Source organism: Pseudomonas sp. R4-39-08, from assembly GCF_003852275.1.
Classification (GTDB): domain Bacteria; phylum Pseudomonadota; class Gammaproteobacteria; order Pseudomonadales; family Pseudomonadaceae; genus Aquipseudomonas.
On sequence record NZ_CP027733.1, the window covers coordinates 505,952 to 525,588 of the forward strand.

Genomic DNA, 19,637 nt, shown 5'->3' on the forward strand with positions numbered 1-19,637 from the left:
AAAAGTCAGGACCAGCGGCGGAAGATCAACGAGGTGTTGACGCCGCCGAAGGCAAAATTGTTGTTCATCACGTAGTCGTGATGCATCTCGCGAAAGCCACCTTGCAGGTAATCCAGCTCGCCGCATTGCGGGTCGACGGCGTCCAGGTTGAAGGTGTGCACGTATTGGTCGCGGTTCATCATCTCGATGCTGAACCATGACTCCAGCGCCCCACACGCGCCCAAGGTGTGACCAAGGAAACTCTTCTGCGAACTGATGGGCATGCGAGGACCGAACAGGCTGCTGGTGGCCAGGGTTTCGGCGATGTCGCCCTGGTCGGTGGCGGTGCCGTGGCCGTTCACGTAGCCGATGGCGGACGGCTCAATCCCGGCATCCTCCAGCGCCAGTTCCATGGCGCGACGCATGGTTTTCTGCTCCGGACGGGTAGTGTGCTGGCCGTCGGCATTGCTGCCGAAACCAACCAGTTCAGCATGAATATGCGCACCCCGCGCCAACGCGTGTTCCAATTCTTCCAGCACCAGCATGCCGCCGCCTTCACCGATCACCAGCCCATCGCGGCCGCTGTCGTAGGGGCGCGGGCTGGTTTGGGGCGCGTCGTTTTTCAGGCTGGTGGCGTAGAGCGCGTCGAACACCATGGCCTCGGTGGGGCACAGCTCTTCGGCGCCTCCGGCCAGCATCAAGGGCAGGCGGCCGAACTTGATCGCCTCGTAGGCATAACCGATGCCCTGGCTGCCGCTGGTGCAAGCGCTGGAGGTGGGGATCAAGCGGCCGGTCAGGCCAAAAAGATGCTGATATTCGCCGCCGTGGTGTGCGGCATCATGCGCACATAGGAGTTGGCATTCAGCCCCTCGGCCACCGAGTTCAGCAGCATGTTGCCGAACGCCTTGATCTCATCGGTGCTGCCGGTGGACGAACCACACGCCACGCCCATGCGCCCGTCCTTGATCGACGCGTCACCGAGCAAGCCGGCATCCTGCAACGCCTGCTCCGCTGCCCACACCGCCAGGCGCGAGACACGGCCCATGCTGCGCAGCTGTTTGCGCGTCCAGTGCGCGGGCACGACGAAATCATCGATCGGCCCGGCCAAGCGCGTGTTCAATTCGGTGAAACGGTCCCACTCATCCATACGCCGGATGCCGCTGCGGTTGGCGCGAAAGTTGGCGGCGATGGTGTCCCAATCGCTGCCCAGGGAGGTCATGCCGGCCATGCCGGTGACGACGACGCGCTTCATCAGCACAAGCCCCCGTTCACGGCCAACACCTGGCGCGTGATATAGCCGGCCTCGGCCGACATCAGGAAGTTCACCGCCCCGGCGACTTCTTCCGGGGTGCCCATGCGCTGCGCCGGGATCATCTTCATCAGCTCCTGCACCGGTACGTTTTCATCCAGCATGGCGGTGTCGATCAAGCCCGGTGCGACACAGTTGACGGTGATCTTGCGCTTGCCCAGCTCGATGGCCAGCGCCTTGGCTGCGCCGATCAGGCCCGCTTTGGAAGCGCTGTAGTTGACCTGGCCACGGTTGCCGATCAGCCCGGAAACCGAGGTGATGCACACGATGCGCCCGGCGGCACGCCGACGAATCATCGGCATCATCACCGGGTGCAGCACGTTGTAGAAACCGTCGAGGTTGGTGCGCATCACCACGTCCCAGTCCTCTTCCGACAGGGCCGGGAAGGCGCCGTCGCGGGTCAGGCCAGCGTTGAGCACCACGCCGTAATAAGCGCCGTGCTGCTCCACATCGGCTTCAAGGATTGCCTTGCACGCGGCGCGGTCTGCCACATCGAACTGCAGCACCCGCGCCTGGCGGCCCAGGGCTTGGATCTCGACCTGTACCGCGTCGGCTTCGGCACGCCCGCTGCGACAATGCAGCACGATGTCATGCCCGGCCTGGGCCAGGCGCAGGGCAATGGCGCGGCCGATGCCACGGCTGGAGCCGGTGACCAGTACGGATTCAGTCATGGCGTTTCGTCCTTCGTTTCAGCTAAATAGTTGGCCGCCTGGGGCGGTCGAAATACGTTCAAGCGTGCGCTGGCCTGGATTGCGTCGCCAGTGAGGTGGCATTCGAACACCCCCATGCCATTGTCGTCTTCCAGGGAGCGCAGGCCGTGGATGTTCAGCTCGGCGCCGACCGGGAAGTGTTCCACGTTGCACTCGAATTTACGCGTGCCCAACAGGAAGCCCAGTTCCACCGGCAGGCCTTGCTGGCGCGCGCGACAACCGGCATAGGCGGCGACGCTTTGCGCCATCAGCTCGATACCGACCCAGGCCGGCAGGCTGCCGTCTGCGCGGTTGAACAGGCCACCAGGCTTGACGGTGAGGCGGGTATGCACCTGCTCTTCATCGAACGACAGCACCTGGTCGATCAGGATCATGTCGCCCGCGTGGGGCAGCAGTTCGGCGAGTGGCCAATCGATCATGGGGCCTCTCCAATAATCAGGCTGACGTTGTTGCCGCCGAAGGCAAACGAGTTGCTCATCAGGTAGGGTTTTTCCAGGGTGTCGCCCTTGTGCGCCCACTGCAACGCGGGCAGCGCCGGGTCAATGTGGCCGTCCCACACATGGGGCGGGACAAGGCCGTGAGTCAGGCTCAACCAGCAGAACGCCGCTTCCAGTGCGCCCGCCGCGCCGAGGGTATGGCCGCTCATGGGTTTGGTCGACGAACAGGCCACGCCGCCCGGAAACAGGCTGGCGACCGCCTGGCTTTCCATGGCGTCGTTGTGTTGGGTGGCGGTGCCGTGCAGGTTCAGGTAACCGATCTGCTCGGGCGTAAGTTTCGCGTTGGCCAGGGCCTTGCGCATCGCCTGCAACGCCCCCTTGCCGCTGGGCTCGGGCGCGGAGATATGGTGCGCGTCGCAACTGGCGCCGCTGCCCAGCAGGGCGACCGGCGCCGCCTCGCGACTCATCACGAACAACACCGCCGCTTCGCCGATATTGATGCCGTCGCGGTTCACCGAGAACGGATTGCAGCGCTCGGCAGACACCGCTTCCAGCGCGGTAAACCCGTTCAGCGTCAGCCTGCACAGGCTGTCGACGCCGCCGCAGAGCACCGCATCGCACACGCGCAAGTCGAGCAGGCGCTGGGCGCTCATCAATGCGCGGGCGCTGGACGTGCAGGCGGTGGAAATCACATAGGCCGGGCCGCTCAACTGCAGCCAGTCGGCGAGGAAATTCGCCGGAGCGCTGAGTTCCTGCTGCTGGTAGTCGTAGTCGCCAGGGAACGCGTGATCGCGCAGGTAGTGGGCAATGCCGCGACTGGCTTCGTCGATGCCCGAAGTGCTGGTGCCCAGCACAACGCCCACCCGTGAGGCGCCGTAGGTGTCGATCACCTGACGAATCTGCGCCTCGATCTGCAACGCCGCTTCCAGCAGCAACTGGTTATTGCGGCTGCTCTGCTGGCCCAATTGCGCCGGAATGGTCGCCAGTTCGCCGCGCACCGCTGCGACCGGCACCACACGCTCCGGCACCCAGCCGCTCTCGGCGCGCATGCCGCTGCAGTCACCGGCAAACAGGCTGCGGCTGACCTCGGCCTGGCCGCGACCGAGGGCACAGATTACGCCGAGCGCATTGAGGTAGGCAGTCATCGGCCGCCCCCCAGCGGAGTAATGCGATAGCTCAACGGTTGGCCCGCCATGTTCACGCTGAACACCTCCGAGGACTGATAGACGATTTGCCAATGGCCCGGCAGCGTTCGCGTGAGGTCCCTGGCCTGGGCCGAAGGATACAGCGCACGCACGTCATCCGCCGAGGCCAGGGCAAACAGCAGCGCGGCGAACAGCGCTCGCGCCTGGGGATTGGGCGGCAGCAAGCCGTCGGCCTGCCATTGCCCGTCGATCAGCTTCTGCCGGGCCTGGGGAATGCCCAGCGGATCCATCATCGACCAGCGAATCGCCGCGCCTTCACGCTGGATCACCAACAGCCAGTCCTGGCTGCGCTCGCCCTCCAGGCGTTGCACATGCAATTGCATCGGCAAGGCCAGCGCCGGGATTTTCTCGGGTAACGGTGCCTGGCTGGCGCACGCGCTGAGCAGCAACAGGCAACCCATCAACAGCCGGCGCATCATGAGCTCGCGGCCTCTAACGGCTTGCGCGCCACACAGTTGACCAGGGTTTCCTCACGCTGGCCCACCGGCGGCGCCTTGCGCAGGCCCCAGCGTTCCAGCAGGCCGAAATCGCTGGAACGGCTCCACCACAAATAGGGGTACGAGACGTTCCCCGCGCCGAATTCAAAGCCTTGCTCGCGCAGCATCTGCAGATACTCCTCGGCGCTTTTTTGTACGTGCATCGGGTGGCGGAACAGCCAGCGAATTACCCAGGTGTCGATATAGGCTTCGGTGGACTCGGCAAACAGCAAATAACCGCCCGGCTTGAGTACCCGATAAAACTCCTTGAGTGCGCGATGTTGCTCGACCAGGTGGTGAAAGGTCTGGTGGCAAAACACGATATCGACGCTGGCGTCGGGAACGTCGAGGGTGGCGCAGTCGCTGGCGATCAACTCCACGGCCAGGCCCTGGCGAGCGGCTTCTTCGCGGCTCAGCGCCAGGCTGTGGGGGTCGGCATCCAGGCCGATCAAACGCGAGGGCGCAAACACCTGCTGCAGCAAGTTGAAGGATTTGCCCTGGCCGCAGCCGGCGTCGAGCAACACCGGCGCCACCGGCAGCGGTTCGCTGAACAGGCTGCGCAGGTCGTTGATCGCTACGCGGAGCACATGGTGCTGCCAGGTGTGGCTGCGCAGGAACCAGAAGCCGAACCGGGTTTCTTCGACGTAGTTCTTACTCAGGTAGTTTTTTTCAACGGCAGGGCTGGTCATACCGTCTCACTCGCGCAGATTTGCGACAACATGCGCAGGCGCCGCTTGGGCTCGCTGACGAACGGGTTGCGTTCATCCCAGGCGTAACCGGCGAGAATCGAACTGATCATGCGGCGAATCTCCGGCGAACTGCCGGCGTGGAAAATCACATCCTGGAACGTCCCGGCGTACCAGCCCTCGACGTAGCAGCGGAAGGTGTCGACGCCGCGCTTCAACGGTTCGGCGAACTCGGTTTGCCAGTCCACCGTTTCGCCTTGCAGTTGGCGATGCAGCAAGCCGGCGGCCATGCTCGCCGAACGCATGGCGATGGTCACGCCGGAAGAGAACACCGGGTCGAGAAACTCCGCCGCGTTGCCCAGCAGCGCAAAGCCCGGACCGTGCAGGGTTTTGACGTTGGCCGAATAGCCGCCGATGCTGCGCGCCGGGGTGTCCCACACGGCGTTTTGCAGCACGCCGGACAGGCTCGGGGTTTGCTCGATAAACCCGCGCAGGCAGGCGTCGAGGTCGCCGTCGTGGCCGTCGAAGTGCTCCTTGGCCGCGACCACGCCCACTGAGCAACGGCCGTTGCTGAACGGGATGGTCCAGAACCAGATATCGCGCTTCTCGGGATGGGTGGTCACCAGAATCTTGGTGCGGTCGAAGCCTGGGTGTTCGATGCGGTCTTCGACGTGGGTGAACACGGCCTGGCGCAGCGGAAAATTCGACGGGGCTTCAAGGTCCAGCAGGCGCGGCAGCACGCGGCCATAGCCACTGGCATCCAGCACGAATTTGGCCTTGAGGTGGTACTCGCTGCCATTCTCGCGGCGTACGTGCAGGTAACGACACTCGCCGGAAAAGTCCACGCCGACGATGCTTTCGCCGTAACGGATTTCCACACCCTGCAATGCCGCCTGATCGGCCAGCAGCTTGTCGAACTCGGCGCGCTGCACCTGGAAGGTCGTCGGCTTGCCGTTGCTGAAGGTGTCACCGAAATCGAACGCGCTGTAGCGCTCGCCCCAGGCGAACGCGGCACCGGTTTTCAGTTGAAAGCCGGCCGCCTGCACGGCGTCGAGCATGCCGGCTTCTTCGATAAAGTCGATGCAGTGCGACAGCAGGCTTTCGCCAATCGAGAAGCGCGGAAAATGCTGGCGCTCGATAATCAATACATCATGCCCTTTGCGCTTGAGCAGCGCGGCCGCGATGGCCCCGGACGGCCCGGCACCGATCACCACCACTTGGCGACGTTCCATTTCAACTGTGGGCACGAAGGCTCCTTGCCGCTTTGGCGATAATCACATTCATAAGGCGTGTTTCTGTTGCCCGGCCCAGGGCGCCAGCATAAAGCTGAATGCCAGGCCGAGGCTGACCGACAGGCCGAAATTGCTCACTGCCGGGGTACTGGAGACGGCCAGCAGGCCGAACGATAACCAAGTGGTCAGCGCGGCCAGTAAGGTTCCCAGCAGGCTCACGGCAGCGCCGCCGATCTGTTCGCGCATCAGGATCGCATAATCGACGCTGATAGCCGTGACCAGCAGCAGGCCGAACAGGCTGAACAGGGTCAGCGGCTGGCCCAGCCAACCGAGGCTGGCCAGGCTGCACAGCGCCGCCAGCAGCGGCAGCGCGACGATGCGCAAGGCGCCGATGAAGCCGAAGGGCAGCATCAACAGCACCACGATCAGCACACAGGACAGCAACTTCAACTCGGCGGCGCTGATTTGGGTATCGGCAAACACGCGGTTCAAGTCACCCAGGCGATCCACCAGTTGCACGCCGGGCAAATCCACGGCCTGCACCCGCAGCAAGGCCGGGTTGTTCAGGCCTTGCAGGCTGACCATCGCCGCCACGCCGCCGTCTACCGGGCCCAGCCACAGCGTACGCCATGGCTCGGCCAGCGGGCCTTTGAGCGCGGCGTCGATGTCTTCGGTGGGCAGCGCCTGCAACTGCGCGACCTCGGCCTGCAGCGCGGCGGCGGGCACGCCGAGGTCCAGCAGCGGTTGCCAATGCTGCGCGAGTGTATCCAGCGCCGCGCGCAGTTGCTGCTGCTCGGCGGGCAGGTTGACCAGTTGATTCAGCGCCAGGTAACCCTGCAGCTTGTCCATGTTCACCAGTTGATCCAGGCGCTGGCCCAGCGCCGCTTGGCGTTCGAGTAACTGCTGCTGAGTCTCGGCGCGCACCAGAAAGAACTGGCTGGTGGGCTGGAACCCGGTGATGCGCGCCACGGCCTGGGCCTCCTGCAGCAATTGCGGCGGTGCGCCGATCCACTGGCGGATATCGTTTTTAGTGTTCAACTGCCACAGGCCACCGGCGCAGAACAACAGCACCCACACCAGCAGCACCGAGCCTGGTACGCGCTTGATCAATGCCGCCCGCCATTGCCACAAGCGTTCGGCGATGCGCAGCGGCCATTGCGCCGGGCGCAGTTCCACACCGCTGAGCAGCGCGGGCAACAGGCACACGGCCGATAGATAGGCGCCGACCAGGCCGGCTGCGGAGAACACCGCGATTTGTGTCAGCGCCGGGAACGGCGTCCAGGCCAGGGCCAGATAGCCGATGCAACTGGTGGCCAGGCTCAGGCTCAGCCCTGGCAGGGTCAGGCGTAATGCCGGCCAACTGCGCCAGGGTTGCAGGCTCCAGCTTTTGGACAGGTAGTGCAGCGGGTAATCCACCGCCACGCCGATCAGGCTCGAGCCCAGCACCAGGGTCATCACATGCATATGGCCGAACAGCGCCACACAGGCCACGGCGCCAAACAGCATTCCGACCACGACCGGCACGAACGCCAGCAGCACCCGCCAGCGCCGGAACGCCAGCAACAGCAACAGCAGGATGCCCACGGTTGCGCCGCCGCCGACCCAGGTGATTTCCCGCGTGGCTTGCTGCTGCCCATTGGCCGCATAGAGCAAGCCGCTGGCGGCGAGCAGTTGCACACCTTGCTTGCCTGCCTGGGCGCGGCTGGCCTGGAGCAGATCGGCCACTTGCAGCGGCAGTTTCATATCGAACGCATTGCCGGTGGTGCGCGCCCGCAGCAGCACCCAGCTTTTGCCGTCGGCATCGGCGATCAGCGCGCCGCTGCCGATATCCAGCTGTACCGCCCCGTGTTGCGGCTGGCTATTCTGGATGCGCCCGGTCAGGCCCAGCCAGTCGTCCTGGCTCGGCACCAGGCTGAAGCCGGTGAAGGGGTCGAACAGCGACTGCACACGCTGCTGGATGAAGGCCTCAGGCTGTTCGATCAGTTGCTCGCGGTCCTTGGCCGCAAGCATCGCCAGGCGGCCGCGCAGCAGCTGTTCGCGCAGCGCCGGCAAGTCGGCTTGCAGGTTCCATTGCACCTTTTCAAACAGGCCGCTGGCTTGCCAGCGCTCGGCCAGTTGCTGCGCCACGGCCAGCGCTCGTTGGCGGTCGGCATGCCCCACCAGCACCAGCATCTCGCGGTTCAGCGGCTCCTGCATGCGCTGCTCGGCTTGCAGCTCCAAGGCGTCCGGCGTACTGCCGGGCACCAGTTCCATCAGGTTGGCCGACAACGGCGCACCCGCGCGCCACTGCCAGCCGGCCAGGGCCAATACGGCCACCAGCAGGATCAGGAACAGGCGCGGCAGCAGGCGCTCACTGGGCAAAGTCATGTTGCTCGGCAATGCTCAATGGTTGGTCGGCGCTGCTGTCCTGCATGCGCAGCAGCGTGCTGTCGCCCTGGGTTTCCAGCAGCTCAATGGTATTGACTAGCTCGCCGCCGTCGATATTGATCTGGGTAAAGACTTGCTTGAGCAGCAGCGAACGCGGGATCAGTGTCAGCTTCCATTGCCGGGCTTGCCCTTGCAGTTGCAGTTCGAAGTCACGTTGCAAGCCACTGCTGTCGCCCTGCAGCACCGCAAGGAACAGGCGATTCTGCTCGGCGCCGGCGCTCTTGTTGGGCAGCAATTGCCAGCCGTTGGCGTCACGCCGGGCGATGCCCTGGGCGCTGATGCGGTAGTCCTGTTGCAGCGGGGTCTTCAACAGCCACAGCAAGCCGTAGTCCTTGGCCAGCACGAAGGTGCCTTTGCTGACCAGCGGCTGGGGCAGGGCGCGCAGGTGTTTTTCCTGGATGAAGTTGCCGTGGATCACGCGGGGTTTGGCCAGTTGATTGCTGAGCTGTTGCAGGTCGAAGGCGTGGGCGCTGAAGCTCAGCAACGCGGCGGCCACTGTAGGAGCGAGCTTGCTCGCGAAAAACCTGAGGGCCCTGCGGGGCGTCAGGTGCTGCGCGTTATCGTTGGCGATCTTCGCGAGCAAGCTCGCTCCTACAGGGGATCTCATTTCAAGGCCCTTTCTACGGCGTCGGTGAATATTTTGGGGGAAGCGAGTTGCATCTCGCGGCTGGCGATCTCTACCGCCACTTGCACGGTGCTGGCGCGGGTCAGGCGTTCGCCGCTGGCGAGGTCGGTGATCAGGTAATTCACCTTCAAGCGGTTCTCCCACTCCACCAAACTGGCGCGCACGTTGAGGGTTTGGCCGAAGGTCGCGCCGCGCACATAGCGCAGCTGCATGTCGATGATCGGCCAGGCGTAGCCGGCTTCGAGCATCGCGATGTAGTTGTGGCCGATTTTGTCCAGCAGCGCGCAGCGCGCCACTTCCAGGTATTTCACGTAATGCCCGTGCCACACCACGTTCATCGAGTCGATATCGAAAAACGGCACGAGGATTTCAGTGTCGCTGTGCAATACGCCGGGACTACGCATGCAGCCTCCAGTGTTGCGCGGCAATACGTTGCAGGCACAGGCGCAGTTCGCCTTCCAGGGCGCGGTCTTCAATGACCGGCGGGAAATCCTTGGCCAGCGCGTCATGCATCGCCGCCAGCGCCGGTGGCAACGGCCGGGCATCGTCGGCCTGGGCGCGCAGCCATACCCCTTGGTTGGCGGCGAGCAAGGTGGCGGCGGCGACCTGTTCGGTCAACTCCAGTACGCGGATCGCATCGCGGGCGGCGATGGTGCCCATGCTCACTTTGTCCTGGTTATGGCACTCGGTAGAGCGCGAAAACACGCTGGCCGGCATGGTGTTTTTCAGCGCTTCGGCGGTCCAGGCGCTGGTGCCGATCTGCACGGCCTTGAAGCCATGGTTGATCATCGCGCGGTCGGCCGGCGCGCCCGACAGGTTACTCGGCAGGCCGTGGTTGTAACGCACGTCCACCAGCAGCGCCAGTTGGCGGTCGAGCAAGTCGGCGACGTTGGCCACCAGGGTCTTGAGGCTGTCCATGGCAAAGGCGATGTGCCCGCCGTAGAAGTGCCCGCCGTGCAGCACGCGTTCGGCTTCGGCATCGATGATCGGGTTGTCATTGGCGCTGTTCAGCTCGATTTCGATAAACGAGCGCAACCAATTCAGGCTGTCGGCCAGCACGCCGAGCACATGGGGCGCGCAGCGCAGCGAATAGCGATCCTGCAGGCGGTGCAGCGGTGCAGTCGGTGCATCGATAGCCAGGTCCTGGCGCAGCCAGGCGGCGACTTGCATCTGCCCGGGGTGAGGCTTGGCGGCGAACAGGCGTTCGTCGAAGTGTTCCGGGTTGCCTTGCAGCGCCACCACATTGAGCGCGGTGATGCGCGTGGCCAGGTGCAGCAGGTAGTCGGCACGGGCGAAGGCCAGGCAGGCAATACCCGTCATCACCGCCGTGCCGTTCATCAACGCCAGGGCTTCCTTGGGCCGCAGTACCAGCGGCTCCCAGCCCAGTTCGCGGTGCACGTCGGCGGCTTGGCGCCGTTCGCCACGAAACAGCACTTCACGCTCGCCGGACAAGGTCGCCGCCACATACGACAGCGGCGTCAAGTCGCCGCTGGCGCCCACGGAGCCTTCTTCTGGAATCAGCGGCAGCACATCGTGTTCGAGGAAACCCTGCAGGCGCTCCAGCAGTTCCACGCGCACGCCCGACACGCCATGGCACAGCGACTGCAAGCGCGCCGCCAGCACGGCGCGGGTGGCTTGGGCGTCGAGCAATTTGCCCAGGCCGCAACCGTGGAAGGTGTAGAGATGACGCGGCAGCGCTTCGACATGGTGCAACGGCACCGCGACCACGCACGAGTCGCCGTAACCGGTGGTCACGCCGTAGATCACGCCTTCCTTGTCCAGCAGCGAGTCAAGAAACTGCGCGCCCTTGGCGATACGCTGGCGATACGCGGCATCGTTCTGCAAGCGGGTAGGCACCTGACGGTTGGCCAGGGCCAGTACGTCTTCGATGCGCAGGGGGCGTTCGCCAAAGGTGATTGGCTCAAGAGGCGTCGTCATCGGTCTTCCAGAAAGGGTAAAAGTTGAACCACTGTTGAGGCGCCTGCAGGCAGAACTCGCCCAGGCGCGCGGCGTAGCGGGCGGTCCACAGGGCGATGACCTGCTCGCGGGTGCTGCGCTTCCATTCAATCGATTGCGCGAAGGGCTCGATGGTCAGGCGATAGCGGCCCTGGTGCTTGAGGCACATCAGCAGGTTGACCGGGGATTTGAGCAGGCCGGCCAGCAGCCACGGGCCTTGGGGGAACGCGGCTGCATGCCCGAGGAAATCCACGCGCACCGTGCGCCCGCCGTGCAGCGGGATGCGGTCGCCGGCAATCGCCAGCCATTCGCCGTCGTCCAGGCGCTGGCTGAGCAGCAGCATGGTGGCCGGGTCCAGCTCGCTGACCTGGATCAGGCGCAAATGGGTCGCGCCCGCTTCGCCCAGCAGGCGATTGAAACGCTCGGCATGCTTGGTGTGCACCAGCACATTCATGGTGACGCGTTCGCCGATTTCCGCCAGGGCGCGGCACACTTCCAGGTTGCCCAGGTGCGCGCCCACCAGCATCTGCCCGCGCTCGCCTCGCAATTGGCCGCGTAATTGCGCCGGGTCGTTGATGTCGATCTGCTCCAGGCGCAGCTTGCCGTTCCACACGTCCAGCTTGTCGAGCAGTGAGTCGGCGAAGGCCATGAACTGGGCAAAGACCGTCCTGTGGCTCGGCAGCAGGTCATCACGCCCGCTCCACTGCGCCAGGCGCTGCTGGTAGTGCCAGGCGCTCTGGCGCGCGGTGCGGCCGAACAGGAAAAAGTACAACACGATGCTGTAGAGCAACGGGCTCAACAGGCGCCGGCCGAGGACTTTTGCCGCGATCGCCGTGAGTTTCATCAACCAGAAGCTGCCGCGCTCCTCGCGATCGGCCCAGTGTTTGCCGCTGTCGCTCATGCCTGCCACCGACGCCACAAAATGGCCGGCACGCGCACCAGCATGCCGAAGAACAAGCGCGTATGCATGGCGCTGATGCGCACGTTGTCGCGGAACAGGCGGAAGTGCGACAGGCCGTCGGCGGGGTAATGCACCTGGGTCGGCAACCAGCGCATGGGCTGGTTGCGCCAGGCCAGGCGCACGAGGATGTCCGAGTCGAAATCCATGTGCGTGCCGATGTAGGCCGAGTCCATCAGCGCCAGCGTGAGGGCCAGCGGGTACACGCGAAAGCCGCACATCGAGTCGCGAATCTGCAGCGACAGGGTGTTGATCCACACCCACACGTGGGTCAGGTAGCGTGCATAAAGGCGGCCTTTGGGCACGCTGTCGTCGTATTCGGGGTAGCCGCAGATGACGGCGTCGGGGTGCCGGCGGGAGGTGTCGATAAAGGTCTCGACTTCGCGAAGATCATGCTGGCCGTCGGCATCCACCTGCAGGGCATGGGTGTACCCCAGCCGCGCGGCTTCGCGAAAGCCCGCCATGACCGCGCCGCCCTTGCCCTGGTTGCTCGGCAGGGTCAGCAGGGTGACATTCTCCAGCAGCGCCAATTGCGCGAGCACTGCCGCGCAGGCCGCGCTGCTGCCATCGTCCACCAGCAGGCAGGGCAGGCCGCTGTCCAGCAGGCTCTGGACCACAGCGGGCACGGCGGCTTCGTGGTTGTAGACCGGGATCAGGGCGCAGGGGTTATGCATGGTGGACCTTCTCAAGGTTGTCGCTCATCTTGTGGCGAGGGAGCTTGCTCCCGCTGGGCTGCGAAGCAGCCCCAATGCAGGCGAACGAATTCATCCGGGCAAATGGCGGTGCCTGAGTCGGGAGTGCTGCGCACTCCAGCGGGAGCAAGCTCCCTCGCCACAAAAGCCTATTCACTTGGCAGGCTCCAGCACGATTCGGCCACTGGAGCAGGCGGCGGCGCCATTGCGGTAGGCGAAGTACAACTTGCTGCGTTCGCGGTCAAAGCGCAGGTGCAATTCGATATGATCGCCGGGGCGCACCAGTTGCTGGAACTTGAGCACTTCCATACCCGCGAACGTCGCCGGCAGGTCGAGCAATTGCTGGCCCAGGTTGAAGGCCCATTCCACCTGCACCACCCCCGGCAGCACCGGCGTCACCGGGAAATGCCCGCTGAAATAGGCCAGGTCCGGCGGAACGCTCAGTTGCAACGTCCATTCGCCGTCGGTTTCCACCTGCGCCAGCACCTCCGGCGCCTTGGGGCGCGGCGCCAGCAACAGCGCCTCGGTATCGGCCTGGGGCAGCTTGCCCTGGCTGTTGAGCGGCAATTGGCGCAGCAAACGCCAGCGGCGCGGCAAGGCCAGGGCTTCGCAATGCTGGCTCAGGTGCTGGCGCAGGGTTTGGGTCAGCGTGCGCCGGCCCTGGTTGCGCAGGGCATGCAGGCCTTCGGCACTCAGCACCACCAGGGCGCCGAGTGAGGCGCGGTTTTCCTGCACCACGCCCAGGCGGGTTTCAGCGACCCATGGATGGTTCATCAAGGCCTGTTCGAGCATCGGCAAGGCGATGCGTTTTTCTTCCAGCTTGACGATGCGGTCCAGGCGCCCGAGCAGCTCAAAACGGCCATCGGCATGGATGCGCGCGGCGTCGGCGGTCTGTTCGATATGCCCCTCGGGCAAGTAAGGCGAGGCAATGCGCAGGGCACCATCGGCATCCTGGCTCAGTTGTACATCGGTAAACGGCTGCCACGGCTGGGCACCCTGGCGCCAGGCGATACCGCCGGTTTCCGAGCTGCCGAGGATTTCCGTCGGCCATTGCTGCAAGCGGTCGTAGAGGCTGGCGGCGGCGTCGACAGGTAAGGCACCGCCGGAGGAAAACACCCGTGAGACCTGGCTCAGCGCCGGCCAGTCGAGGTTATCGCCCATGCGCTTGAGCAATGCCGGGCTGGCCACCCAGGCGAAGTGCGGATGCTCGCGACTGGCACGCTGCATGTCTTCCGGGAATGCCAGCTGCCTGCGCCCAAAGGGGCGCCCGGCGCACAGCGGCCACAGCACACGGAACAGCAAGCCGTAGATATGTTGGGTGGCGACGCTGCCGATGATGCAGGCGTCTTTCAGGTCGGCGCCCCACAGCGCTTCCAGCGCCTGGACCTCATTGGCCAGCTGGCGCAGCGACTTGTCGATGCGTTTGGGTTCACCGCTGGAGCCGGAGGTGCACAGGCTCAGTTGGCAGCTATCCAGGTCGAGTGCGGCTGGGCTAAGTGGCGTGTGATACAGCGCCTCCAGCTCCGATGCCTGCGTCAGCCAGGCATCCACGGCGGCGGCCCAGCGTTGGCGGGTCTGGGGTTGCAGGTCGGCCGGCAGCAGCACGCTGACCCCGGCACGCCAGGCGCCGAGCAGGGCAGTCGCCAGCACGCCCGCGTCTTCCAGGTGCACCGCCAGGCGCTGTATGCCACGCGCTTGCAGGCCCGCCGCCAGGCGCAGGGATTGTTCCACCAGTTGTGCATGATTCAGCGCAGGCTCAATGGTGACCTGGCGGTTTTCCTGCGGCTCGAGCAGCAGATGCTCAAGTTTCAAACCTTTCATACGCGGCCTCGAACCCTTTGTCGTACCAGCCATTCCACGGCAAACAACAGCCCCATCAGCCCGTAGGCGATCAAGCCGTTGTACAACGTCCACCAGCTCAGCGGCGCCCACAGGGTGAGGGCGGCGGCGAGCAGGCCATTACCCAGGAAAAACACACTCCACACGACGGTGACCCGGCGCGTATACACAATCGCATGCGGCGGCAACTGCGGGTCGCTCATGCGCGCCAGGCGCTCGACCATCGGCGGCCCGTATTTAAGGCTCAGGCCGAACAGTGCCAGCATGAACGCGCTGACCAGGCTGGGGTACCAGCGCAGCCACTGCGGGTTATCGAACCAGGCCAGCGCCAGGCAAAACACAATCACCACCACCGCCATCCAGCGACTGCCGGGGCGGCGTGCAGCGGTGAGCGCGCGCAGCAGCCACAGGCTGCCCAGCAGCAGGCCGAATTGCCATGGCGCAAAATGCTCGGTGCCGTAATACACCGCAAAGGGGTACAGCAGCCCCGCCAGCAACAGGCCAAGGCCGATCAGCCGGCTCATGCGGCGGGCTGGACCAGACGGTACACCGCCTCAACCACGTCATTCACGGTGCGCACCGCCTTGAATTCTTCGGCGGCGATCTTCTTGCCGGTCTGGCGCTTGATATGGTCGATCAGGTCCACCGCATCGATGCTGTCGATTTCCAGGTCCTGGTACAGGTTGGCATCGAGGGTGACGCGTTCAGGTTCCAGTTCAAACAGTTCCACCAAGGCGTCGCGCAGGGTGTTGAAAATATCGTCACGAGTTTGCATGGTCCGGTCTCAAGCTGCCTGTCTGGCCGTGACGAATGCCGCAAGGCTGGCCACGTTGGTGAAGTGATTGCGCGTGTCCTTGGCGTCGGCGTCGATCTTGATGCCGTACGTTTTCTGGATGGCCAGGCCCAGTTCCAGGGCGTCGACCGAATCCAGGCCCAGGCCTTCGCCGAACAGCGTCTGGTCGCTGCCGATGTCGTCGGCACTGATGTCCTCCAGGCCCAGGGCCTCGATGATCAGCGTCTTTATGTCGTGCTCAAGGCGGTGTTGGTCGCTCATCTTCGGCGAGCTCCTTAATGAAATAGTGATGCAGGTAATCGTTGAGCTTGCGTGACGCCTGGGGCGCGGGGCCCAGTGCGGCGAACGCCTGTGGTTCTATATCGGCACCCACGCGCAAACTGAAGTGGAATCGGCATCTGGGAATGCGATACCAGGGCTCGGCCTTGGTCAGGGTGGTGGGGCTGACCTTGATCACCACCGGGGTGATGATTGTCGCACCGCGCAGCGCAATGGCCGCGCCGCCGCGATGAAAGGCAGGTGGCGCGCCGGGTGTGGTGCGGGTGCCTTCGGGAAAGATGATCAGGGTCTGGCCTGCGCGCAGGGCGTCGGCGGCCGCGTCCAGCATGTCGGCGCTGCCGTCGTTACTGATATAGCCGGCATCGCGCACCGGGCCGCGGGTGAACGGGTTCTGAAACAGGCTCTGCTTGACCACACAATTGGTCTGACGCATCAGGCCGATCAGGAACACGACGTCAATCAGCGACGGGTGGTTGGCGACGATCATCTGGCCGGGGCGGCCGAGTTTGTCCGCACCCTCGACGCTGTAGGTGAGGATGCCCAGAAACTTCATCATCCGGATAAAAAACCAGAACAGGCAACTGATGGTGTGACGTGCGCGTCGTTGATGCTGCCTGGCGTCGCCCGGCAGACAACTGAGCAGCGGGAATACCAGCAGGCGCAGGCACAGCCCGCCGACACCGAACATAAAGAAGCTGGTGGCCGTGGCGAACAGGCGCCAGTAATAGGCCTGCCGTGGTTTGTCGGTCAGGATTTGCGTCGCCAGTTCCATACTCGGTTCTTCCAGGCATGTTGGCAGGCGCCCTGTTCGGTCAGCAGGGTGCGCAGCAGGTTCAGGGCGTGGGGCCACTGGGTTTGAGTGAGTTGGACAGCGCTGCTGTTTAGTTCCAGTTGCCACTCGTCGCCGGGCGTGAGCAAAAGACCGAGGGCGTAGGGGAAGGGCACGTCGGCGATCCAGCTGGCATACGCCTCGGGCGGTTGTTCCTCGGTAATCACCAGCAATACCGCCGGGGCGCCTTCGTTGAGCAACGCGGCGGCTTCGAGCAGGCCGTGTTCGAGGCCATCGCCGGCGGCGGCGAGGGCGGTCATTTCGCTGGTTTCATTGCGCAGGATCGACCACAGGCCAATCACCGCATTGTGCACCGACAGGCTGAACTGGGTCGGCGACAGCGGCTGTTCGTTGGCCAGGTCACTGAGGATGTCGAGGGTGCGCGGGGTCTCGCCGTGGCGCGAAACAAACACCAGCGGCAGCGCTTCACGGCCTTCGGCCAGCGGCCAGCCCACACTGAATGCCATGCGCGCCAGACGGCTCAAGCGCCGGCGCTGCATGGCTGGCAAAAATGACACATCCGGAGAGGCATCGCTGGCGGGCAGCAACACCGGGTCCCGGCACCAGGCCAGCCAGTCGTCCGCACGCTCCAGGCCAGGGGCCCAGGCGCGCCATTGGGCGATGTTGAAGTTGATCACTGAGAAGTTATCCCGCCCCTGCGGGCTTCCATGTGCGGCCAATGGCCCCGGATTCCGGGACAGAGGGCAATGGCCGAATGGCGCGCATTATCCCGGTGCCGTGGGCTTCTAGCAAATATTGGTAAAAATTTGTTCACGACGGATCACAAATAAATTGGACGGATTCACAAATTGTGCGTGATAGAGGGCCGAACTGGATTGTCGGAGCGTTCCCATTCATTTGTGGGCCAGGCACAGCGAATGGATGAACGAGGTAGCTAACCGGCGCTTTTGCGCTCTACACTCGGTCATTCATTGATACACGGAGGTTTTCCCATGCGGCGCGTGGTGTTCAATCAGAAAGGCGGCGTGGGCAAGTCCAGCATCGCCTGCAACCTGGCGGCGGTCAGCGCCAGCGAAGGTTATCGAACCCTGTTGGTGGACCTCGATGCACAGGCCAACTCCACCCAGTACCTTACGGGGCTGACCGGCGCCGACATCCCTATGGGGATCGCCGACTTTTTCAAGCAAACCCTGTCTTCCGGGCCGTTTTCGAAGAAAAACAAGGTGGATATCTACGAAACGCCGTTCGACAATCTGCACGTCATCACCGCCACCCCCGAACTGGCGGACCTGCAGCCCAAGCTTGAGGCCAAGCACAAGATCAATAAGCTGCGAAAGCTGTTGGACGAGTTGAGCGAGGATTACGACCGTATTTACCTGGATACGCCGCCGGCGTTGAATTTCTACGCGGTGTCGGCGCTGATTGCCGCTGATCGTGTGCTCATTCCCTTTGATTGCGACAGCTTCTCGCGCCAGGCCTTGTATGGCCTGTTGGCTGAAATCGAAGAATTGAAGGAAGACCACAACGAAGGCCTGGAAGTCGAAGGCATTGTGGTCAACCAGTTCCAGGCCCGGGCGAGCCTGCCGCAGCAGATCCTCGACGAATTGATTGCCGAAGGCTTGCCGGTATTGCCGGTGTACCTGGCCAGCTCCGTGCGCATGCGCGAGTCGCACCAGGAGAACAAGCCGCTGATTCATCTGGACCCACGGCATAAGCTGACGCTGCAGTTTGTGGAACTGCACAACTTGCTGGAAAACAACTGATCTCAAGCACTACACAGACCCAATGTGGGAGGGGGCTTGCTCCCGATAGCGGTGTGCCAGCCAGCTTATCTGTAGCTGACCCACCGCCATCGGGGGCAAGCCCCCTCCCATTTGGATTGCATTCCAGTTGGGTTTCTGGGACTTATCCTACGAACGCTGTAGGAGCGGTCTGGCAGCAGGGGATGGGCCTTGTAACCTTGCCTACAGCTACGCCAGAATCCGCCGGCTTGTGCGTCTGGATGGGCATCTCTAAGGTTTGCCGGTCGCTGAATGTTCAGTGATCGGGTTTAGTAGCCCACTCAGACGAAAGCATGTGCACCGCTCCAAAAGCATGGCGTTTCTTGCCTGTCGATGGTAGCTGTGCGCAGGGCACCTTCGGGTGCGCCGGGTTTTGCTTTCGTTCTACCGGTCTACTAACCTGCGTACAGCTGCCGCCCCTTGTTTAGTAGCAAGCAGGCGATGGCCCTGGCAGAGAACGAAAATATGAATTTATTTACCGTCACACCCAACCTTCCTACCGAAGCGCTGGTCATCAACAGCTACGAAACCTTCGCCTCAGTCCGCACCTTATTGCTCAATCTATCCAACGACCTCACCGGCGAACAACGCGATGTGGCCTTGGCTATCCATCAATTGAGTGAGCTTGGCGTCATGCTGGTCAGCCAAATGATGGACCGCCAAGCCCCGCTGGCCCAAGGCTGAAACGCGGTCAAAATGTGGGAGGGGGCTTGCTCCCGATGGCGGTATGTCAGCCAGCTTATCTGTCACTGACCCACCGCTATCGGGAGCAAGCCCCCTCCCACACTGACCTGTGGTGCTTTCCTGATCGGGTTACACCCCCTGACTACGCAACCAACTCATCAACTGCGGCAACGGAAAGGCCCCACTCTGGCGCGCTATTTCGCGGCCATTCTTGAACAGAATCAAACTGGGAATCGAGCGAATCCCCAGCTGCGCCGACAACTGCTGATTGGCCTCGCTGTCCAGCTTGGCCAGCCGGCACTTGCCTTCCAACTGCCCGGCCGCCTGTTCAAACACCGGCGCAAACGACTTGCACGGCCCGCACCAATCCGCCCACACATCCACCAGCAACGGCAGGTCGCCCTTGATCTGGCTGGCGTAGTCGCCCTGTTTCAATTCAAAAGGTTTGTTCAGTAAAACCGGCTGCTTGCAGCGCCCACATTTCGGCGCATCACCCAGGCGTTCGCCGGGGATGCGGTTGAGGCCGTTGCAATGTGGGCAAGGGATTACGAGAGGTTCAGACATCGGAGGCTCCTGGGGACTGGCCAATAGGTTGTATCTGGTGCCGAGGCTGAGATTTATCAAGGCTGGGTGCAGAGACTCATTCGCTCACAGTTTTGCCCGCGCTGCGGTGAGTCGTCTGTCTAGGCTTTTTGGTGTGCGCCACCGGTCTGTTTTTGGTTATAGCAAATTGCGATAGTCCGGATTCAGGCTTAACCTTCATAGCAAGATGCGATAAG

General features: G+C 63.6%; 21 protein-coding genes and 1 pseudogene. 2 read left to right on the forward strand and 20 right to left on the reverse strand.

The features are described from left to right. Positions 1 to 5: 5 nt before the first annotated feature. From C4J88_RS02110 to C4J88_RS02200, 19 genes and pseudogenes are all read right to left on the reverse strand, one after another. Positions 6 to 1,231: pseudogene (locus C4J88_RS02110) on the reverse strand (beta-ketoacyl-ACP synthase). Beyond that, the gene (fabG, locus tag C4J88_RS02115) at positions 1,231 to 1,959 is read right to left on the reverse strand and encodes a 3-oxoacyl-ACP reductase FabG (protein ID WP_124406091.1); all 729 of its coding nucleotides are present in this window, start codon (positions 1,957 to 1,959) and stop codon (positions 1,231 to 1,233) included. The pseudogene C4J88_RS02110 and the gene fabG overlap by 1 nt, the downstream one beginning before the upstream one ends. Then, the gene (locus C4J88_RS02120; protein WP_124406092.1) at positions 1,956 to 2,417 is read right to left on the reverse strand and encodes a hotdog family protein; all 462 of its coding nucleotides are present in this window, start codon (positions 2,415 to 2,417) and stop codon (positions 1,956 to 1,958) included. Before C4J88_RS02120 ends, fabG begins: the two co-directional genes overlap by 4 nt. Beyond that, on the reverse strand, positions 2,414 to 3,580 hold the full coding sequence (locus C4J88_RS02125) for a beta-ketoacyl-[acyl-carrier-protein] synthase family protein (protein WP_124406093.1): 1,167 nt from the start codon (positions 3,578 to 3,580) through the stop codon (positions 2,414 to 2,416). Before C4J88_RS02125 ends, C4J88_RS02120 begins: the two co-directional genes overlap by 4 nt. Continuing rightward, positions 3,577 to 4,059, reverse strand: coding sequence for a hypothetical protein (locus C4J88_RS02130; RefSeq protein ID WP_124406094.1), 483 nt, complete (start codon positions 4,057 to 4,059; stop codon positions 3,577 to 3,579). Before C4J88_RS02130 ends, C4J88_RS02125 begins: the two co-directional genes overlap by 4 nt. After that, on the reverse strand, positions 4,056 to 4,805 hold the full coding sequence (locus tag C4J88_RS02135; RefSeq protein ID WP_124365547.1) for a class I SAM-dependent methyltransferase: 750 nt from the start codon (positions 4,803 to 4,805) through the stop codon (positions 4,056 to 4,058). The genes C4J88_RS02130 and C4J88_RS02135 overlap by 4 nt, the downstream gene beginning before the upstream one ends. After that, positions 4,802 to 6,049, reverse strand: coding sequence for an NAD(P)/FAD-dependent oxidoreductase (locus tag C4J88_RS02140; protein ID WP_124365548.1), 1,248 nt, complete (start codon positions 6,047 to 6,049; stop codon positions 4,802 to 4,804). The genes C4J88_RS02135 and C4J88_RS02140 overlap by 4 nt, the downstream gene beginning before the upstream one ends. 33 nt (positions 6,050 to 6,082) lie before the next feature. Then, complete coding sequence (locus C4J88_RS02145) at positions 6,083 to 8,401, reverse strand: MMPL family transporter (RefSeq protein ID WP_124406095.1); 2,319 nt, start codon at positions 8,399 to 8,401, stop codon at positions 6,083 to 6,085. After that, positions 8,385 to 9,068: an outer membrane lipoprotein carrier protein LolA gene (locus tag C4J88_RS02150; RefSeq protein WP_124406096.1), complete on the reverse strand. Its 684-nt coding sequence runs from the start codon at positions 9,066 to 9,068 to the stop codon at positions 8,385 to 8,387. Before C4J88_RS02150 ends, C4J88_RS02145 begins: the two co-directional genes overlap by 17 nt. Then, positions 9,065 to 9,490, reverse strand: a complete 426-nt coding sequence (locus tag C4J88_RS02155; protein WP_124365551.1) for a thioesterase family protein — start codon at positions 9,488 to 9,490, stop codon at positions 9,065 to 9,067. The genes C4J88_RS02150 and C4J88_RS02155 overlap by 4 nt, the downstream gene beginning before the upstream one ends. Then, positions 9,483 to 11,024, reverse strand: coding sequence for a histidine ammonia-lyase (gene hutH, locus C4J88_RS02160; protein ID WP_124406097.1), 1,542 nt, complete (start codon positions 11,022 to 11,024; stop codon positions 9,483 to 9,485). The genes C4J88_RS02155 and hutH overlap by 8 nt, the downstream gene beginning before the upstream one ends. Beyond that, positions 11,008 to 11,943, reverse strand: coding sequence for a glycosyl transferase (locus C4J88_RS02165; RefSeq protein ID WP_124406098.1), 936 nt, complete (start codon positions 11,941 to 11,943; stop codon positions 11,008 to 11,010). Before C4J88_RS02165 ends, hutH begins: the two co-directional genes overlap by 17 nt. Further along, complete coding sequence (locus C4J88_RS02170) at positions 11,940 to 12,674, reverse strand: glycosyltransferase family 2 protein (RefSeq protein WP_124406099.1); 735 nt, start codon at positions 12,672 to 12,674, stop codon at positions 11,940 to 11,942. The genes C4J88_RS02165 and C4J88_RS02170 overlap by 4 nt, the downstream gene beginning before the upstream one ends. Positions 12,675 to 12,845: 171 nt before the next feature. Beyond that, entirely contained in the window at positions 12,846 to 14,513 is a 1,668-nt protein-coding gene (locus C4J88_RS02175; RefSeq protein WP_124406100.1) for an acyl-CoA synthetase family protein, read from the reverse strand. Then, entirely contained in the window at positions 14,510 to 15,055 is a 546-nt protein-coding gene (locus tag C4J88_RS02180) for a hypothetical protein (RefSeq protein ID WP_124365556.1), read from the reverse strand. Before C4J88_RS02180 ends, C4J88_RS02175 begins: the two co-directional genes overlap by 4 nt. Further along, positions 15,052 to 15,306 (reverse strand): acyl carrier protein, encoded by a 255-nt coding sequence (locus C4J88_RS02185; protein WP_003209389.1) that lies wholly within the window; start codon positions 15,304 to 15,306, stop codon positions 15,052 to 15,054. Before C4J88_RS02185 ends, C4J88_RS02180 begins: the two co-directional genes overlap by 4 nt. A 9-nt stretch (positions 15,307 to 15,315) precedes the next feature. Beyond that, positions 15,316 to 15,585, reverse strand: a complete 270-nt coding sequence (locus C4J88_RS02190) for a phosphopantetheine-binding protein (RefSeq protein WP_065886594.1) — start codon at positions 15,583 to 15,585, stop codon at positions 15,316 to 15,318. Further along, on the reverse strand, positions 15,563 to 16,375 hold the full coding sequence (locus C4J88_RS02195; RefSeq protein ID WP_124365558.1) for a 1-acyl-sn-glycerol-3-phosphate acyltransferase: 813 nt from the start codon (positions 16,373 to 16,375) through the stop codon (positions 15,563 to 15,565). The genes C4J88_RS02190 and C4J88_RS02195 overlap by 23 nt, the downstream gene beginning before the upstream one ends. Continuing rightward, the gene (locus C4J88_RS02200) at positions 16,351 to 17,070 is read right to left on the reverse strand and encodes a beta-ketoacyl synthase chain length factor (RefSeq protein WP_124406101.1); all 720 of its coding nucleotides are present in this window, start codon (positions 17,068 to 17,070) and stop codon (positions 16,351 to 16,353) included. The genes C4J88_RS02195 and C4J88_RS02200 overlap by 25 nt, the downstream gene beginning before the upstream one ends. 315 nt (positions 17,071 to 17,385) lie before the next feature. On the opposite strand from C4J88_RS02200, the gene C4J88_RS02205 reads away from it, so the two are divergent. Together C4J88_RS02205 and C4J88_RS02210 are read left to right on the forward strand one after the other, a co-directional pair. Continuing rightward, the gene (locus tag C4J88_RS02205; RefSeq protein ID WP_124406102.1) at positions 17,386 to 18,156 is read left to right on the forward strand and encodes a ParA family protein; all 771 of its coding nucleotides are present in this window, start codon (positions 17,386 to 17,388) and stop codon (positions 18,154 to 18,156) included. Positions 18,157 to 18,639: 483 nt separating this feature from the next. Further along, positions 18,640 to 18,858, forward strand: a complete 219-nt coding sequence (locus C4J88_RS02210; RefSeq protein WP_124406103.1) for a DUF6124 family protein — start codon at positions 18,640 to 18,642, stop codon at positions 18,856 to 18,858. A gap of 129 nt (positions 18,859 to 18,987) precedes the next feature. Here the strand turns inward: C4J88_RS02210 and trxC are convergent, their stop codons facing one another. Continuing rightward, the gene (trxC, locus tag C4J88_RS02215) at positions 18,988 to 19,422 is read right to left on the reverse strand and encodes a thioredoxin TrxC (protein WP_124406104.1); all 435 of its coding nucleotides are present in this window, start codon (positions 19,420 to 19,422) and stop codon (positions 18,988 to 18,990) included. Between the last annotated feature and the right edge of the window lie 215 nt (positions 19,423 to 19,637).

Bases quoted from the DNA above. Each gene is read 5' to 3' on its own strand.
- fabG (WP_124406091.1), bottom strand. From the start codon at position 1,959: ATGACTGAATCCGTACTGGTCACCGGCTCCAGCCGTGGCATCGGCCGC.
- C4J88_RS02120 (WP_124406092.1), bottom strand. From the start codon at position 2,417: ATGATCGATTGGCCACTCGCCGAACTGCTGCCCCACGCGGGCGACATG.
- C4J88_RS02125 (WP_124406093.1), bottom strand. From the start codon at position 3,580: ATGACTGCCTACCTCAATGCGCTCGGCGTAATCTGTGCCCTCGGTCGC.
- C4J88_RS02130 (WP_124406094.1), bottom strand. From the start codon at position 4,059: ATGATGCGCCGGCTGTTGATGGGTTGCCTGTTGCTGCTCAGCGCGTGC.
- C4J88_RS02135 (WP_124365547.1), bottom strand. From the start codon at position 4,805: ATGACCAGCCCTGCCGTTGAAAAAAACTACCTGAGTAAGAACTACGTC.
- C4J88_RS02145 (WP_124406095.1), bottom strand. From the start codon at position 8,401: ATGACTTTGCCCAGTGAGCGCCTGCTGCCGCGCCTGTTCCTGATCCTG.
- C4J88_RS02150 (WP_124406096.1), bottom strand. From the start codon at position 9,068: ATGAGATCCCCTGTAGGAGCGAGCTTGCTCGCGAAGATCGCCAACGAT.
- C4J88_RS02155 (WP_124365551.1), bottom strand. From the start codon at position 9,490: ATGCGTAGTCCCGGCGTATTGCACAGCGACACTGAAATCCTCGTGCCG.
- hutH (WP_124406097.1), bottom strand. From the start codon at position 11,024: ATGACGACGCCTCTTGAGCCAATCACCTTTGGCGAACGCCCCCTGCGC.
- C4J88_RS02165 (WP_124406098.1), bottom strand. From the start codon at position 11,943: ATGAGCGACAGCGGCAAACACTGGGCCGATCGCGAGGAGCGCGGCAGC.
- C4J88_RS02170 (WP_124406099.1), bottom strand. From the start codon at position 12,674: ATGCATAACCCCTGCGCCCTGATCCCGGTCTACAACCACGAAGCCGCC.
- C4J88_RS02175 (WP_124406100.1), bottom strand. From the start codon at position 14,513: ATGAAAGGTTTGAAACTTGAGCATCTGCTGCTCGAGCCGCAGGAAAAC.
- C4J88_RS02180 (WP_124365556.1), bottom strand. From the start codon at position 15,055: ATGAGCCGGCTGATCGGCCTTGGCCTGTTGCTGGCGGGGCTGCTGTAC.
- C4J88_RS02185 (WP_003209389.1), bottom strand. From the start codon at position 15,306: ATGCAAACTCGTGACGATATTTTCAACACCCTGCGCGACGCCTTGGTG.
- C4J88_RS02190 (WP_065886594.1), bottom strand. From the start codon at position 15,585: ATGAGCGACCAACACCGCCTTGAGCACGACATAAAGACGCTGATCATC.
- C4J88_RS02195 (WP_124365558.1), bottom strand. From the start codon at position 16,375: ATGGAACTGGCGACGCAAATCCTGACCGACAAACCACGGCAGGCCTAT.
- C4J88_RS02205 (WP_124406102.1), top strand. From the start codon at position 17,386: ATGCGGCGCGTGGTGTTCAATCAGAAAGGCGGCGTGGGCAAGTCCAGC.
- C4J88_RS02210 (WP_124406103.1), top strand. From the start codon at position 18,640: ATGAATTTATTTACCGTCACACCCAACCTTCCTACCGAAGCGCTGGTC.
- trxC (WP_124406104.1), bottom strand. From the start codon at position 19,422: ATGTCTGAACCTCTCGTAATCCCTTGCCCACATTGCAACGGCCTCAAC.